The following is a 14,177-nucleotide window of genomic DNA, read 5'->3' as shown; positions in this document are numbered from 1 at the left end:
CAAACCCTCCCCGGGCATGGAAAAGGCCCGCCCACCGTGATGGTGGACGGGCCTTGGCGCCAAGTGGCGGTTAGTCGCCGGCTTTGGTCTCGCCTTCGGGTGCCGGAGGCTCATCCCACTCCGGCAATACGTTCATGCTGGGCTCTTGGATGGCGGATGCGCGGGCGGCTTCAGCGGTGGCAAGCTCGGCAATGGCTGTGTAAGCCTGTTGCTGGATCAGGTTGCGTGCCACGCTGTGAGTAACAGTCTCGCTGGACTGCACTTGGCTGACGTGTTCCAGTAGGCGCAGCAACGGGGAACGTGGCGGCACGACGCCGACTTTGCCGTTTAGGATGAACAACCCGCCGCCGTCATTGGCGGCCCCGCCTATGAGGATGCCGGGGCTTGCCATCAGGGTCTGATGGGCCGCCCACGTTTCAATAAGCAGGGTTGCGGTGCGTTCTTGGGGATCAATGGCTGTGACGGTAATTCTGACGCCTGCATCATGCACTAGTGTTGGCGCGCTGCTGACATCTCCTTGGGAATAAGCTTCGCCAGCCCTCAACCCCGATATGAGGTAGGAGTGGCCATTGTAGAAGTCATGAACCAGGACTAAAGGTTGGGGTAGGCCGGCGTCCCATCCTTCGTCCATACGGAACTCGACGAATAGATCGCCCACCTTGGCGCAAAGAAAGCCGGGGAGATCTCTGCGATGCAGAGGACGCAGCTGGACTGTGTTGTGCCGGGATGACCCAGAGGACCCAGAGGACCACACGCGCGTATTGTCTAACCAGGACATCGCCGACATTGTTGCTGCGTTCAGACCGGGGCCGATCCGGAAGATTGGCCTTCGGCCAACAGCTTCGGTGAAGACAGGGTGCGGCGCCATATATGCGTTAGCCGTGCTCATGATGTCCGATTGGTCCTTTTTGTCTTCTTGGCACCCCTCAGACCGCGAGTATTCCAGGCCGTAGGCGCGACTCATATCTCGCGCTAGGAAACTCGGGGAAAGCCTTGTCATTCCGTTACTGGAGTAACGGTAGTCGCCTGTAAAGACGCCCAAGCTGCAGCCGAACAAATCTGCTGGTGGATCAGCCACGACCACGATGTTGAAGAAGGCCTTGAGGTCGTCGCCGGCCGCAGCGGCGGCCTTACGGGCCCAGATCTCGAGTGCCGCTCGTCCGACAAGGTAGTCACCAACGACGGTGTTGACGCCCTTGTAATCGGATCGGGGGTGCGGGAGCGTGTACCAGCCTCCGTTGGGCGGGAAGACCTTCGAACCGTTCAGATCCAGGGATCCGTGGGACATATCGCGAAAGAAGTCAACCATGTTGAATTTCCCGGCGCCTGCGCTGGTGAAAATTTCTTAAAAGCGTGAGCGCGGATACGGTTCAGGTCCGGCGTCTGAGAACCTGCAGAGCAGAATTGCCCAAGGAGTAGCAGTCATTTTATCGCCCCGTTATTAGAAGCCAAATACTTTGCCGCCAGCCAGCAGATGCCGCAGGTATGACGCCCAGATGGGAACTGAAGACTCCTCCTCGGCCAATTTCCTGTCAAGGACGCGCCCCACGCTGTCCCGCAAGTCCTCCAGGGGTGGTCATGAAGCTGCTTTCAGGGTCTCGGCCTCCGCGGCTTCGCGGGGCTGGTGGAGCGGGCACGGCGATACGGTCATGCAGACCCCGCAGTGCCGCTTGTAGCGGCGGCCGAACGTCACGGGGACGTCGCGGTGCAGCGGTTCGCGGTGCGCTGTCCGGGCTGCGGAGGACATCAGGGAAATGATGAACGCCAGGGGAGGGGCCTCGGGCATCTGCTGCCTGACCACCTCAGTAAGTAGAGTCGTTACCGCCCGGTTCTCGCCGCTGATGGTCCTGGCAGTATGTACCTGCAGGACCCGGTCATCCCAAACACCACGCGCCGCAGCCGGCGGCGGCCGGCGCCGGTCCTCGCAGCCGGGTTCGCGGTTCTGGCCATCCTCCTCTGCCTGGCGGACGGGGCCTTCGTGGGCTACACCCCTGACATCGCGGTCCCCGCCCTGGCCGCCACCCTGATCCCGGCACTGGCTGTGTTGGTCGTGATCGGGGCCGGGCTCGCCCGGCAAAAGATCGGAACGCTTCGTTGAGGGCTGGCCGTGCGGCCGTCGCTGCCGTTTCTGCGCATGGTTCAGGGCGGTGCTGTCCAGAAACATGGTCGGCGCATTCGATCAACGAAAAGGACCACGATGCACTTCATCAAGACTGCGCAGAGAAAGAGGACCCCTCACTGAATGCGGGTGCGGGGTCCTCTTCGGAGTGGTTAGGTGTTGGCGTCTGCCGGCACAACCCCAACCGGCGTCGCCCTGCCGGCGCACACCGGTGGCAGCCCTTAGACTTCAGAAAACGTCCAGCACTCACAGGAGCCGACCAGCCTCATGGACAATTATGCGGAGTTCCTGCAGCGGCTCAGTAATGCCGAGGCCAGTCTCAAGGAGCGCAAGGGTGCCCTCGGCCATGTGCGGTCGATCGTCTCTTCTGCGCTGGAGGACAACAATTTTGGCCATGTCCAGTGGGCTGAGCGCCGCGCCCGGCTGGAAGGTCTCCTCGGCAGCCAGGAGGTGGCGGGCCGTTCCGGCCTCAGGGAACTCCACGCGGTCGCCATCAACATGGAGTCAGTCTTCCGGGCCCGCAGCGAACGCGTGGGAGCAAGACTGGCCGCCGTCCAGAACCGGATCGATGAGATCGACGGGCCACTTCATGATCTCCAGATCAGCAAGGAGCGGCTGACCTCGTCCCGTAAGGTGGCCGAGGAGCGGGAGAAACTCAGCAGGGCCGTGCTGGGCGTTGTCGGAACCACGGAAGGTGTCGCCACGGCAATTCCTGACATGGGGCTCCGCGATGATCTGTTGGCCGCGCGTGAGGCCGTCGTCCTGGCCGAGGCGCTTCTCGAACTGAAGGGAGGCCAGTGATGCCCGCAAAGCCCAAGCCGCACTATGTCGCCGGTTTTGGCGCCCACCAATGGACAGGACAACCCGGCAAGGGCGCCGGGCCCCTCTTCATCGGCGCCGGCTTCATGACCTTCATCGCCTGCCTGGTCCTGATGATCTTCATCGAACCGCTGCGGAACGTCTTTGTCGTCATCGCTGTGTGCACCACTGTTGCGACCATCTGGACGGTGGCTGACGTCGTCTCCAAGGTGAAGGCCGAGAAGTCTTTCCTGGCCGGGCTGACAGCACGTGTAAACGGCTCGATCCTTGAACTGACCGGTGACCCCAACGCGCAAATCTCTGCCTGGAGATTGCAGCAACTGATCCAGTCCAACGGAAAGCTGCCGCTGCAGATCAACGGTGTGCCAGGGCTCGAGCTCAGCGTGGTGCCCGGCGCGGCAAACGAGGCGACACGTGTCGTCGCGTGGATAACCCCGCCGGACTACGGCCTTGCGAGCTTTGACCTGCTGCTGAACGCCGAAACACAACGGAAGCCTTAGCCACCTGGCTTAGTAGAGTCGGATGTTCGATTCCCGGTAGCCGCGTGGGGCGAAGCTGCCCGCCGTGGATTCGGCGGAGGTCTTGCCTCGGCCTGCGGCCGCCGTCGCCTTGGCCATCCGGTCCATCATCTTCCGCTGTGCCCGCCAGAGTTCCTGCTGGAGGTCGGAGAGCTCCCTGCGGGTGACGCGGTGGCCTTTCGAGTCGGCGTACTCCTCGCAGTGGGACGGCTCCTGGGCGGCGCCGAGGGGTCCGTAGGCCGTGGTGACGTATTCGCCCCGTCGGCTTCCTCGTTGCTGATCTCGTTGTCGCCTCGGAAAACACCACCGGTGCCGCGGGTCCATTTCACGGTCTTGATCCGGTTGAACAGCGCCTCCCCGGCGACCGAGCTGCGGGCCTTTTCGATGACGTCGCGGTACTGGCCGGTTTCCCAGCGGACAGTGTTCCGCTCCTTGTCGAAGGTCACCGAGCCTTCGCCGGCCTGAAATTCGGTCGTCCGGTTGGTCGGGAACGGAAGATCGGATTTGAGGACACGGGCCGGTTTGGCGCCGCGGGGGTGTGAGAGCCGCCAGTCGACGTCGGAGATGATTTCTTCCGCGTGCGGGGTGACGCTGCGGTGCCCCCAGCTCCGCAAAGCGCTCTCGGTCAGGCGCCGGCGTTCAGCGATGTGCCTCGTCTTGGCCGCCCGGTAGGCTTCCGGGTCGGTCTGCTCTTTGCGGGTCAGCCCTTTCCAGAACGACTGGGTCTCCTCGAAGACCGTTGCCTGGTGATCGTGCGTGGCTTTCTGCGCGGCCTGGCAAACGGCGGCGAATTCGGCGGAGGAGAGGATGATGTCCCCGTGCTCGGTTTCCCAGTGGCCCATGCCGGTTCCTTTCAGCGGTTTCACCATGACTGTATGCGGCGTTGACCGGGCGTAGCGGCAGCCGGGATGGGCCCACAAAGGAGGCGCCCCGGACCATGAGAGGCCCGGGGCGCTTCCTGCATTCGGCGCAGGGTCAGCTGCGGAACTTGAACAGCGCGCCGTGCGTGCTGCCGTCGTCCAGTTTCAGCTGGAACGTCCGGCAGGTCCCGGCCCAGGCCCTATCGGTCTTCCAGACGTAGGTGTAGGTGCCGTCGCCTGCGCTGTAGGAGAGGCTGCTGGCGCCCGCCGTTGTGGTGGTCTCGACGTCACTGAGGGCCGCTCCGGTGTCGCACGTGACCTGCGCCGACGTCGGGGAGCCTGCAGGGAGGATGCCGAGTCCGTGGTCGCCGCCGAGGCTGAACTTCATGGGCACTGCACGGCCGGCCTGCATGACGTTCACGGCCGGTGCAGGATCGACCGGGGCCATGAAGCCGGTGAACGGGTAGCCGCTCTTGGCTGGCAGGGTCACAGTGGCAGAGTCGCCCATCCCGCCGTCCTTGGTGAACCCGACGACGCCGATTTCGACGTCCTTGTCCCGGTGGACGTCGGTCATGGACACGGTCCTGGTGGCCGCGTCGACGATGCCGGCCGGCACGCCGTCCACGGTCAGGCCCCACCGGTAGACCAGCGGGTCGGAGGACTCCCAGTTCACCTTCACGGTACTGATCCCGCCCGATTCCGCGGTGGGGACCGCGGTGACGTTCAGGGGGGCGACCGGGAGGCCGTCCCTCGGGCCCTTGCCGATGTGGACGGCGGCCGAGGCGTTGGAGACCAGCCCGTTCGCATCCGTCATCCGCACCTGCATGACACCATCAGAGTTTGCCGTGTAGGCGTGGTGCGCGATGGGCGCTGCGCCAGTATCCTCGTACGTTCCGTCGCCGTTGTAGTCCCAGTCGTACTTCACGATCGAGGAAGCGGGGGAGTAGGAGGCTGAGGCATCGAAGGTGATTTCCTGGCCCGGCATGGCGTAGTAGTCCGGGTGCTGGAGGAGGGCGACGGGGCGTTCCTGCAGCCGGGTCAGCGCAGTGGTCAGAGCCGCTTTCGTGTCGCCGCCGTCGACGATGACCTGACCTGTTGTGGCTTGGGCCAGCGCGGTGTAGAAGCTGCTGAAGTAGGACGGGACGACCGGGTAGACGTTCACCGGGTCGATCTCCAGGGCGCGTTTGGCCACCGAAGTGAGCGTGCTTCCGTCCACCAGGTCAGGATCGTGATAATCGGCGTCGGTGAGGATCACGGCCGCCTTGGTGGCGCCGTTGCGCCACTGGAGCCCGTTGAAGGCTGTCATGAGGGCGTGCAGGGCCGCCTCCGGCCGGTCCCCGCCGCCACTGGCGGTGATGGTGGAGAGCTTGGTGCTGAACTCCGTGGTGTCTTCCTGGAAGCCGCTGAGGACCTGCGCTGTGACCGAGTCCCCGGCGTCCTTGTATTCGACGAGAGCGACTCGGCCCCTGTTGGCCTTGATGGTCCCGGCCATGTCCGCTGCGAAAGCCTTCGTCGCCTCGATCCGCCCGTACATGGAGCCCGTCGAGTCGATCAGGAAGACGACGTCCAGGCCGGAGGTTCCTGCGCCCGGGAGAGTGACAGCGTCATCGACTCCGCCGTCTGGAAATGCCGTCTTGAGGCGCTTGGCGATTTCCACAGCTGCGCGGTCGATGCTGTGGCCGTCCAGGCCATAGGTGCCGTGGCCGTCGGTGTCCCAAAAGTAGGGGCTGGAACCGCACACGAAGTCGTGGGTGGCGCACGAGAGGCCCGTTGTCGTGGTGAAGCCGTCGGGCAGGTACGGGACTCGGGAGCGCAGCGATCCGTGGCTGGTCCCGCAATCGGGAACGTCGAAGCGCCACACGGAGTCCGCTGCGATACCAAGGCACGAGGCCGGGACGATGCCGCCCACGACTTCGCCCTCGGGCAGCCACAGCTTCGGGTCGCCGAACAGCGCCTGGTAGACCACACGTCCCCGCAAGCTGTCGCTGAGCTTTTCGTTGTACGCCTCGCCGACGACCTGCGCGCCCTGGGAGTATCCGCCCAGCACGAATTTGGCGTCTGGGCAGGAAGCGGCGCGCTTGGTGAGGTACGCCGTGACTTCGTCGACGCCGGCGTTGACGCTCTCCCCGTAGGCGAAGCCGCCGCCGCCGGTGACGCCTCCTCCGACGGTGTTCCAGAAAGCGTCCCAGCTTTCTTTTCCGACGGGAACGGCCGGGTACTGGTGTCCGTCGATGCTTGCCGACCCCACCTCGTATGGGTTGACCGTCAGCGGGCTGGAGATCCTGGTCTTCACCTGCTGCACGAATCGCTGCTCTTCTGCAGCGTTTGTTGGTTGACCCGAGCCGCGGGCGAAGACGGTTTCGACGTTGGCGCAGGGTGCTGCGAACGGATCTACTGCAACGGCGGGTAAAGCGGTGATAGTGAGGCCGGTCATGGCCGTGATGATGACGGCCGCGGTGATGCCTAACGGAGTTTTTTGGCGCACAGAAGTCCCCCCAAGAGATTACTGAACTGAAAATGCCGCCTGATGCGGCGGCCCAGGACGGCGGACCCGTCCGGTGAATCTCACAGTAGCGACACGTTTATCAAATGACTATAGAAAAGGTGGTTCCATTTTTTCGTTACGGAACGGGCCGGACCTCAAGAGTGAATATGTCCGGTTCGCTCTGGGACGCGCTCACTATCCCGACGATGTAGTTGTAGTCCCCGTCAGTCCCTGTCCCGGTGCATACGGGGATGGTGCCGCTCTCATTGGGCTTCCGCTGACACGTTCCGTCGATCTTCAGTGTGAGGCCGGCGGGCGCCACAACCGCTTGGAGGTCGGCAGTGGCCAATTTCGCTCCGGAGTCCCATTGCCGTGCGATGCTGGGACACGGGTTTGTGTCCAGGCAAAGGAACTGTTCACCCCGGACGATGTCCACCGTTTTCTTCCAATCTGACGGAATCGCCAGGCGGTCGGCACGCGACAACATGTCGGCTGTGACCCTGTCCTCGGCGGCGCGGACTAGAAAGAAAGCGGCTGCCGCGACCAACGCCACAACTCCAATGATGATCCCGGTGCGTCGTTTCACTGTGTTCCCCCAAAACTTCAGTGCAGGCACCGTCTCTTCCGGCGGGCGCTGAGTGCATCGTATCTGCATGCGGGCCGATTGTCTGCGGAGGGAAACGCACGTGCCGTGGACCGCCATGAAGAGATTCCAGGTCCATCTCGTGACCAGCATCGATACCGGAGCAGACGGTGTGCATGGTAAACCTCGGGGGCTGCGGCGTGGGCTGCGCCGCCGATTGCGGTGGTCAGGACGGCCGCGGACATAGCCCCGGCGGTGACGGCGGCGCTGAGGCGCCGGACGGTAGTGCGCATTGAAAGATCCTCAAACATGGTGATCCCCGCGGCCGCTCCTCGCGGAGTCAACCCCGGGAGTGGATTGGAAGACCATCCGCGTTAGCGGTGGGCGGTGGAGACCCGTGGGCGGCACGAAAGCCGGCGCCAGGGCAACCCAAGCTATGTGTGCGGAGACCGTTCCATCCGTCACCGCTCCGCGGCTGTCTAGTTAGTGCACATCACCACGGCGTATGGCCCGGTCGAGGTATTCACCGGCCCGGCATTGTCGTCGATCTTGATCTGGCAGCTGATCGTCGTGGCGCCCTCGCCAGCCTGCGCCGAGACGCTGAAGGAGTGGGACTTACGCATGAACATCTCCTGCGTGTAGGTGTACTCCTTGACGAACGGGGACAAGACGTCGCTAGCCTGTTCGGTGTTCATGCGGCCGCCGACCGAATTCCCAAACGTGGTGCTGGAGATGGGGCCGTCCGCAGTGATCACGTAGGTGACCTTCCTGGCTGGCGGCTCTGTCGGGGGCCACGTAAGGACGCACCACCAGGCGCACCTCATCGCCGGGGCCGACTTCGCGGTCCGGCTCCAGCCGAACAAAACTCCAGGCGTCTTCCTTCGGCGGACTGGCGGCGGCAAGTCCAGCCAAGCCAGCCTCTACGCTGCCGCCCTGTGCCTTCACGACGTCTATCAAGGCGGACTGATCTATGGCACGGCCGACTTGGTCGGAAACCGTCTCGAAGCCGAAGCCGCGTTAATGCTGGTTGTACCGCTGATACTGGGCCCTCTTAAGGACGCATTTGGATACTGGCCCGCCGTGGGAATCGGCGTCGCTTTGGGGCTTGCATTAACGGTGATCCTCAGCCTGCCCGTCATCCCAGTGAAGAGGCGGCGCGTGGCACGTGACGCGGAGCAAGGTGTCTTCGAGTGTTCCCATAGGGAGAAGGGCTCAGCGCTGAAGAGCAGATGGGCCCAGGGGTACGCAAAAGCTGAGCCCGGCAGGCTGCTCTTTCAATTCAAAACCGGTCTGACCGGCCCTCTGACCGGCCCCATCGAAATCTATTCCTCGCCAGCTCCTGTTGGCGAGCCGATGAAGGCACCATGGTTTGCCTTCCCAAGGGGGATGGTCCTGACCCTGGAAACCGACAAGGGCACCGTCGAGATTGCCGCATCGCCCGCAAGTCTGGATATGTTGGTCAACCGTTGCTCAGGGAGGGATTCGTAAGCTTGGGGGTGTTGCGAGCCGGTCGGGCCTGCGGATGTGGGTGGCGAGGTTTCCCCTGGCCCGGTTCTGAGTACCGCCACCCGCCGGAATCAAGAGTCTCCTTGAGTGATGGGCTCGCCGCCTGCGCATGGACAACGGGAAGAACAGGCCGATCTCCGGTGGGAGGTAGTCGTCCCGGCACCGGGGCGACTGCTCGACCTCCCTGGTTCCTTACTCGATCCTGCCGCCGCGTTCGGGTGTGAACGACCAGGTTTTGGTTTCGTCGGTAACGTCCAGGTCCTGTGGCTGACCACGACCTCGGCTGACTGCCGGGCACCGCCGTCGGTGTCCACCTGGTCCACGGTGGCGCCCAGCCTGCGCTGCATGTGAGAGTTCCGCACGGCGGTCAGAACCGACAGCAGGGCCTCAAAGGATTCATCCACGGCCAAGTCGTCCTATACGTGGGGATCATTGAGCAGTCTTCCAGGTTCTCGGCGGCCATGCCACTAAGCAGGCCTGGCCCGTTCATATTCGAGCTTCCGGGATGCCGAATCGCCTCCCAATGAGGATGCGGACGGCCGCTTCTAAGGGCTGATCTTCCAGCTCAACGCCCTCGCCCCCGTAACGAATTCCCGTTTCGTCGCCCACCGCTTCGATGTCAAAAAGGTTGAGGACCTCCGCCACGCGCACCTGATACTCGGTGCCGGTCATTTGGCGAGACGCACGAACTGGAATTGTGCTGAGTGTGCGCGCGACTTCAGCATCGGATTCAATCATGGGCGCACTCTTGCATGACGGTCGCCCTTGCACAAGGGCTCCGATCAGGTCGACGTTCAGGCGATGACCGTAATCCGGCTCGCGATTATCAATCGGCCCCTCCCCGCCTGTTGCAGGATCGGTGACTAGCCGTCTGCGCTTCATCTCGGCGCCGATGAACATTGCGCGCATTCCGGTCACCGCCCCGCCGTCGATCGGTTGAGCAAATAGGAAGCACTAGAGCTGTATGACAAGGCGCTGGCCATCTTCGGGTCCACTTTGGGCCCGGAACACCCGAACACCATGGTCTGTGAAGCGAATCGCCTGCACGTTCTCGGCCCGGTTAGACAATCCAGACTCCGGTAGCCCGCTGAAGTCTCACGCCCGATGAGTCAGGTGCAGCGGTGTCCCACCGCCATGCTCGGCATCGCAGCCGGCGGCCGACGGGTGATCGAAGGATCTCGCTTCGCCGCGTGCAGTGGCTACGGCCCGGACGCTGCACAATGATATGACCAGCAGTGCGCGCTCACCGGAGGACTGCAGTGCGCGCCACTATTCGGGTGGTGGCTAGAACCGGCGATTGAGTCAAAACCCTGGGCCCCGACGGTTTCGATGAACACGCCGGCATCAGGCGGTTTCCAGCTTTGCCAAGCGTTCAGCGATCCGGTTCCCGTTCCGCCGGGCCTGATGTCCCCGTCTGCTTTTAATCGGGACCGATGTTCAACAGCCAGGCCTTGTCATTCCATCTAAGCGAAAATTGAACCTCCGCAGGGCTCCCGGACGGGTCGGTGGTGCTTACGCGCACGGCAACGATGTCCGGGGAGAATTCGGACGAATAGACAGTGCTGTATCCGGAGTCCTTAACTCCGCCCCACTGTGAAAGCAGCAACTGGGCGTAAGAGTCCGCGGTTTGCGGGCCGGGCTGTGCAAGCTTGACCAACTGGTTTTTGTCGTGGACATTCAGCGCCCGCATGACCGATGAGACCGCCGCGTCGCGTTCCCCGAGATCAGGTACCGGTCCGCCCGTGCAGGCGCTAAGTGATAAAGCCGAGAAGAGCAGGACAACGCATGCCATAAGGGTCGAGGCCAGCAAACGGATCTTCATTTCCCGATCCTATAGCGCGCCATCGACCCCTCGCTTCTGTAGCCGGAACGGCCAACGGGCAACCTGCCTTCCACCAGGATCCAAGTGATGACCTGTTCCATGCGGGCAAGATCCTTGACTGAGGGGTGCGGGACGGGTGCGGCCCCGGCCGCGGCCTGGTGCTCGGCCTCGAGCCCCGGATCCTGGTGGCGGGCGATCACCAGGTGGTACCCGACGGCGGCCGGCTCGGCGCGCACGAGGGCAGCAATGCGCTGCCGGCCCAGTCCGAGCCGGTCCATTAGCACCCATTCCGTGTCAGGAGCGCGCCGCAAACGGCCTTCCGGTGTCCAGACTCTTTCTATGGACCTCTACCTCTTCGGCCTCGGCGAGCCCCGTGATGTCGGTCAGGTTGAGCTTCAAGGCGGCGGCCATGACGCGGGCATGCGAAAGGTCGGGGGATTTGTGGTCGTTGAGGATCTTGGAAAGAGTCGACCTCGGGATCTGCGTCAGTCGGGACACGTCGGTAATGTCGTACCCCACCTCCCTCATCCTTTCCCAGATAGGGGCGGTGAAGACACCGATGAAGGCGGTGGGCGGGTTCCTGGTTCCTCAGGGCATGCTCCAGGCTATGCCGTGACCGGGTCAGTCACTGACGCAGGCAACAGTTCTGCGGGGTGGACGGCGGCCAGTCCAGACGTTACTGGCAGGGCGTCCCTAACACCCCGACCTAAGTCTATGCAGCCCGGGACCTGAGGAGGACGTGCGCCTCCGGCAAGACAGCCTTTGCTCTGGTGCCATGCAAGGACGCGGCCGATGCGGAATAAATAGCCCATAAGTAGCCCCACTCGGGCTTTGCGGGCAAAACAAAACCCCGCCTTCATGGCTTTCAGCCAGTGAAGACGGGGTTTCCGTGGTGGTGCACCCCCCGGGACTCGAACCCGGAACCCATTGATTAAGAGTCAATTGCTCTGCCAGTTGAGCTAGAGGTGCATCTGTTGTTCTCGTTCACCGGGGCTTTTTCTTTCCCCGTTGTTCTCCGCAACGACATGAAACTCTACACGAGATTGACCGTGGTGTGAAATCGAGGGAACCGGGAGGCGCCAAGTCAGCCGGGAAGGTCCAAAATCAGCGCGAAATCGGGGTTTTGGCCGTTGCTAAGGAGCCACAGGCGGCCGTCAGGAGCGAGTGAAACGTTCCGAATCCGCCCATACTTCCCTGTGAAATAGCTCACAGGATCGCCGGCATATTCGCCGGTGAGAGGAACCACCCACAGCCTTTGGCCGCGCAGGGCGCCCAGGTATGCGGTGTTGCCGACAATTTCGAGTCCGCTGGGTGAGGATTCCGCCGTCGACGGCCACACCACCTTGGCGTCAAGGAAGCCGGCCCGATGCGGGGCGCCGGTCACGTCCGGCCAGCCGTAGTTGCCGCCGGGCACAATCAGGTTGAGCTCGTCGTTGACGTCAGGGCCGAATTCACTGGCCCATAGCCGCCCCGCACTGTCCCAGGCAAGCCCTTGGACGTTCCGGTGGCCCAGGCTGTAGACCGGGTTCTTGCCGAAGGGGTTTCCCGGCGCCGGCCGGCCGTCGGCCGTGAGGCGCAGGATCTTTCCGCCGAGGGCCGTGCTGTCCTGCGGCTGATCGCGGCGCTGCGAGTCGCCCGTCCCCACGTAGAGGAAGCCGTCGGGTCCGAACCGGATCCGTCCGCCGTTGTGCGTGCCGGCCTTGGGGATGCCGGTGAAAACCGGTTCCGGCGCGCCGAGCTCGAGCCGGCCGCCGCGTTCATCGAGCCGCATGCGGGCGATTCTGTTGTCCTCCGCCGCGGTGAAGTAGGCGTACAGGTAGCGGTCCGCCGCAAAGCCGGGGGACAGGGCAAGGCCCAGCAGGCCGCCCTCACCGCCGGGCACGACGCCGGGCACCTTGCCAAGCGTCCCCAGCTGGCCGGCCTTGATGGTCCTCAGCAGCGCCGTGTCGCGTTCGGAAATGACTGCGGTGCCGTCGGGCAGGTAGACGGCGGACCAGGGCACCTGCAGCCCGTCAATCCGGCCCGCAACAGTGGGCTGACCCGGAGCCCCCGGTGCGTCCGGCGCGGGGCTGCCGCCCGGCTGACCTGTCGGAGGGGCGGTTCCGCCGCCGGTGCAGGCGGACATGAGCAGCAGGGCAACGGCGAGGACGGTCGCCCGGGCCGTTGCCCTGAAGAGAAAGCGCCTGTCAGAGGAAGGCCTGAACGAGGAGCGCCTGTCCGGCGAAGCGGGGAGCATCAGGGACGGGACGCCGGCCCGGGCCGGCTGCTACTGGCGGGTCCGGCGCGGTGGCCGGAAGCCGGCGGCTTCGGCGTGCGCCGCGGAGATAAACCACACTTCTGCCCGGGTTTCTTCGTAGGCCGGGCTGGTCTCGTCGTGGTAGATCATCGACGACGCGTTGCCTTTGACGGTGAAGCCTGCCGGCCCGCTGCCGTCCGCCGCAGGTGCCGCCGATCCTTCGCCGTAGGGCTGGTCGGTGGCCAGATGACCGGCGGGTTCGGCCGTGTGGCTCGTAAGGGCCTCCGAGGCGGCGGAGGAGGCCGCCGCCTGCATGGTTTCTGCGTCCGCGAGGGGCGCGGCCTGCGTCACGGCGGCATTTGCTGCCGCCCCGGGCATCGCGTCGCTGGCGGCGGCGCGCGCGCTTGCCTCTTCGTCGGTTTCTGCGGCGGCCGATTCCGCCCCGGGCAGAGTCGGCGCGTGGGGCTCGGTGTATTCGGGGTGGTGGACCGGAAGACCGGTCGTAGCGGCCGGCGCGGATCGTTCGGCAACTGCGCCGGATTCGGCCGGGGTCGCAGCGTGGGCGCCATGGGCTGGTTCGTGGTGTGCCGCGGCGGCATGCGTGTCCGCCGGCGCGGTCTCGGACCACTGGGTTTCCCACTCGGCGTTGTCCGCGGCGACAGCACCCGCGGTACCTGTTGCTGCCGGCGTGGTTTCCGGGGTTTCCGTAGCTGCCGGTGGGGCGGCCTCCATGGCGGGTTCGTTCGCGGGCGCTGCTGCGGACGCCGGGGTTGCGGCGGGTTCGGAGGCCTCGGGGGAGGCAGCACTCTCCCGGGGCGGAGCAGCAGGCTCAGGCGCCTGCGCTGCATCGGGGACGGCCATGGCCGCTGCCGCACCGGCTGCCCCGGCATCCGCCGTCGTCGAGCCGGCCGACGGCGTCGCACCGGCCGCGGTCACGGTCGTGCTGCCAGTCCCGGTTGCCGGGGGCGTGGAATCGGCGCCAGTGCGGCTCTTGTTGCGGTTGAGCAGCGCCCAGACCACGGCGACCACGACGATGATGACGACGAGCCAGACGATCCAGTCCATAGCAGAGCCTTTCAGTCCATGTTCAGTCCGTGTTCAGTCCGTGTCCAGTTCGTGATCAGTCCATGAGGCACGGTTGCCGATGCTTGACGTTACGTCCGGGCCAAGGCGGCTGTCCAGCCTCCCGGCGGCCGCGATGGGACCGTTCCCCGGGGCGCGGAGGGCCC

General features: G+C 64.5%; 16 protein-coding genes and 1 tRNA gene. 4 read left to right on the top strand and 13 right to left on the bottom strand.

Annotated elements, in window-relative coordinates; genetic code table 11:
* Positions 1–70: 70 nt before the first annotated feature.
* Together LDO15_RS14430 and LDO15_RS14425 are read right to left on the bottom strand one after the other, a co-directional pair.
* Positions 71–1,309: a hypothetical protein gene (locus LDO15_RS14430; protein ID WP_223979683.1), complete on the bottom strand. Its 1,239-nt coding sequence runs from the start codon at positions 1,307–1,309 to the stop codon at positions 71–73.
* A 267-nt stretch (positions 1,310–1,576) separates the two neighbouring features.
* Positions 1,577–1,801 (bottom strand): hypothetical protein, encoded by a 225-nt coding sequence (locus LDO15_RS14425; protein ID WP_223979682.1) that lies wholly within the window; start codon positions 1,799–1,801, stop codon positions 1,577–1,579.
* Between the two features lie 54 nt (positions 1,802–1,855).
* Here LDO15_RS14425 and LDO15_RS14420 point away from each other — a divergent pair, with 54 nt between their 5' ends.
* The 3 genes from LDO15_RS14420 (at position 1,856) to LDO15_RS14410 (ending at position 3,438) form a co-directional block, all read left to right on the top strand.
* The gene (locus LDO15_RS14420) at positions 1,856–2,098 is read left to right on the top strand and encodes a hypothetical protein (RefSeq protein ID WP_223979681.1); all 243 of its coding nucleotides are present in this window, start codon (positions 1,856–1,858) and stop codon (positions 2,096–2,098) included.
* A gap of 288 nt (positions 2,099–2,386) precedes the next feature.
* Positions 2,387–2,920 (top strand): hypothetical protein, encoded by a 534-nt coding sequence (locus LDO15_RS14415; protein WP_223979680.1) that lies wholly within the window; start codon positions 2,387–2,389, stop codon positions 2,918–2,920.
* On the top strand, positions 2,920–3,438 hold the full coding sequence (locus tag LDO15_RS14410) for a hypothetical protein (protein ID WP_223979679.1): 519 nt from the start codon (positions 2,920–2,922) through the stop codon (positions 3,436–3,438). Before LDO15_RS14415 ends, LDO15_RS14410 begins: the two co-directional genes overlap by 1 nt.
* 125 nt (positions 3,439–3,563) lie before the next feature.
* Here the strand turns inward: LDO15_RS14410 and LDO15_RS14405 are convergent, their stop codons facing one another.
* From LDO15_RS14405 to LDO15_RS14390, 4 genes are all read right to left on the bottom strand, one after another.
* A complete protein-coding gene (locus LDO15_RS14405; protein WP_223979678.1) occupies positions 3,564–4,298 on the bottom strand; it encodes a hypothetical protein in 735 nt (244 codons plus the stop codon).
* A 133-nt stretch (positions 4,299–4,431) separates the two neighbouring features.
* A complete protein-coding gene (locus tag LDO15_RS14400; protein WP_223979677.1) occupies positions 4,432–6,750 on the bottom strand; it encodes a PxKF domain-containing protein in 2,319 nt (772 codons plus the stop codon).
* Positions 6,751–6,937: 187 nt separating this feature from the next.
* Positions 6,938–7,387, bottom strand: a complete 450-nt coding sequence (locus LDO15_RS14395; RefSeq protein ID WP_223979675.1) for a hypothetical protein — start codon at positions 7,385–7,387, stop codon at positions 6,938–6,940.
* Positions 7,388–7,863: 476 nt separating this feature from the next.
* A complete protein-coding gene (locus LDO15_RS14390) occupies positions 7,864–8,139 on the bottom strand; it encodes a hypothetical protein (protein WP_223979673.1) in 276 nt (91 codons plus the stop codon).
* A gap of 4 nt (positions 8,140–8,143) precedes the next feature.
* Here LDO15_RS14390 and LDO15_RS14385 point away from each other — a divergent pair, with 4 nt between their 5' ends.
* A complete protein-coding gene (locus tag LDO15_RS14385) occupies positions 8,144–8,872 on the top strand; it encodes a hypothetical protein (RefSeq protein ID WP_223979671.1) in 729 nt (242 codons plus the stop codon).
* 504 nt (positions 8,873–9,376) lie between these two features.
* Here the strand turns inward: LDO15_RS14385 and LDO15_RS14380 are convergent.
* The 7 genes from LDO15_RS14380 to LDO15_RS14350 all read right to left on the bottom strand — a co-directional run bounded on the left by LDO15_RS14380 (position 9,377) and on the right by LDO15_RS14350 (position 14,013).
* Positions 9,377–9,790 carry a hypothetical protein gene (locus LDO15_RS14380; protein WP_223979669.1) on the bottom strand — a complete coding sequence of 138 codons (414 nt, stop codon included), beginning with the start codon at positions 9,788–9,790 and terminating at the stop codon, positions 9,377–9,379.
* Between the two features lie 520 nt (positions 9,791–10,310).
* Positions 10,311–10,712, bottom strand: coding sequence for a hypothetical protein (locus tag LDO15_RS14375; protein ID WP_223979667.1), 402 nt, complete (start codon positions 10,710–10,712; stop codon positions 10,311–10,313).
* Positions 10,709–10,990, bottom strand: a complete 282-nt coding sequence (locus LDO15_RS14370; protein ID WP_223979665.1) for a hypothetical protein — start codon at positions 10,988–10,990, stop codon at positions 10,709–10,711. The genes LDO15_RS14375 and LDO15_RS14370 overlap by 4 nt, the downstream gene beginning before the upstream one ends.
* A 16-nt stretch (positions 10,991–11,006) precedes the next feature.
* Complete coding sequence (locus LDO15_RS14365) at positions 11,007–11,231, bottom strand: helix-turn-helix transcriptional regulator (RefSeq protein ID WP_263428179.1); 225 nt, start codon at positions 11,229–11,231, stop codon at positions 11,007–11,009.
* 374 nt (positions 11,232–11,605) lie between these two features.
* A tRNA-Lys gene (locus tag LDO15_RS14360) sits at positions 11,606–11,681 on the bottom strand.
* Positions 11,682–11,796: 115 nt separating this feature from the next.
* Positions 11,797–12,837 carry a PQQ-dependent sugar dehydrogenase gene (locus tag LDO15_RS14355; protein ID WP_223979662.1) on the bottom strand — a complete coding sequence of 347 codons (1,041 nt, stop codon included), beginning with the start codon at positions 12,835–12,837 and terminating at the stop codon, positions 11,797–11,799.
* A 141-nt stretch (positions 12,838–12,978) separates the two neighbouring features.
* Positions 12,979–14,013, bottom strand: a complete 1,035-nt coding sequence (locus LDO15_RS14350; protein WP_223979661.1) for a hypothetical protein — start codon at positions 14,011–14,013, stop codon at positions 12,979–12,981.
* Positions 14,014–14,177: the final 164 nt, after the last annotated feature.

Source organism: Arthrobacter sp. NicSoilB8 (assembly GCF_019977355.1).
Taxonomy (GTDB): Bacteria; Actinomycetota; Actinomycetes; order Actinomycetales; family Micrococcaceae; genus Arthrobacter.
The sequence above is the reverse complement of the archived record's forward strand: the minus strand, read 5'-3'. Positions and strand labels throughout refer to the sequence as shown.

What these genes read in the sequence shown, in the direction of transcription:
- LDO15_RS14355 (WP_223979662.1), bottom strand. Translation starts at nt 12,837, where the DNA reads ATGTCCGCCTGCACCGGCGGCGGAACCGCCCCTCCGACAGGTCAGCCG.
- LDO15_RS14380 (WP_223979669.1), bottom strand. Translation starts at nt 9,790, where the DNA reads ATGTTCATCGGCGCCGAGATGAAGCGCAGACGGCTAGTCACCGATCCT.
- LDO15_RS14405 (WP_223979678.1), bottom strand. Translation starts at nt 4,298, where the DNA reads ATGGGCCACTGGGAAACCGAGCACGGGGACATCATCCTCTCCTCCGCC.
- LDO15_RS14430 (WP_223979683.1), bottom strand. Translation starts at nt 1,309, where the DNA reads ATGGTTGACTTCTTTCGCGATATGTCCCACGGATCCCTGGATCTGAAC.
- LDO15_RS14370 (WP_223979665.1), bottom strand. Translation starts at nt 10,990, where the DNA reads ATGGACCGGCTCGGACTGGGCCGGCAGCGCATTGCTGCCCTCGTGCGC.
- LDO15_RS14400 (WP_223979677.1), bottom strand. Translation starts at nt 6,750, where the DNA reads ATGACCGGCCTCACTATCACCGCTTTACCCGCCGTTGCAGTAGATCCG.
- LDO15_RS14410 (WP_223979679.1), top strand. Translation starts at nt 2,920, where the DNA reads ATGCCCGCAAAGCCCAAGCCGCACTATGTCGCCGGTTTTGGCGCCCAC.
- LDO15_RS14415 (WP_223979680.1), top strand. Translation starts at nt 2,387, where the DNA reads ATGGACAATTATGCGGAGTTCCTGCAGCGGCTCAGTAATGCCGAGGCC.
- LDO15_RS14375 (WP_223979667.1), bottom strand. Translation starts at nt 10,712, where the DNA reads ATGAAGATCCGTTTGCTGGCCTCGACCCTTATGGCATGCGTTGTCCTG.
- LDO15_RS14350 (WP_223979661.1), bottom strand. Translation starts at nt 14,013, where the DNA reads ATGGACTGGATCGTCTGGCTCGTCGTCATCATCGTCGTGGTCGCCGTG.
- LDO15_RS14420 (WP_223979681.1), top strand. Translation starts at nt 1,856, where the DNA reads ATGTACCTGCAGGACCCGGTCATCCCAAACACCACGCGCCGCAGCCGG.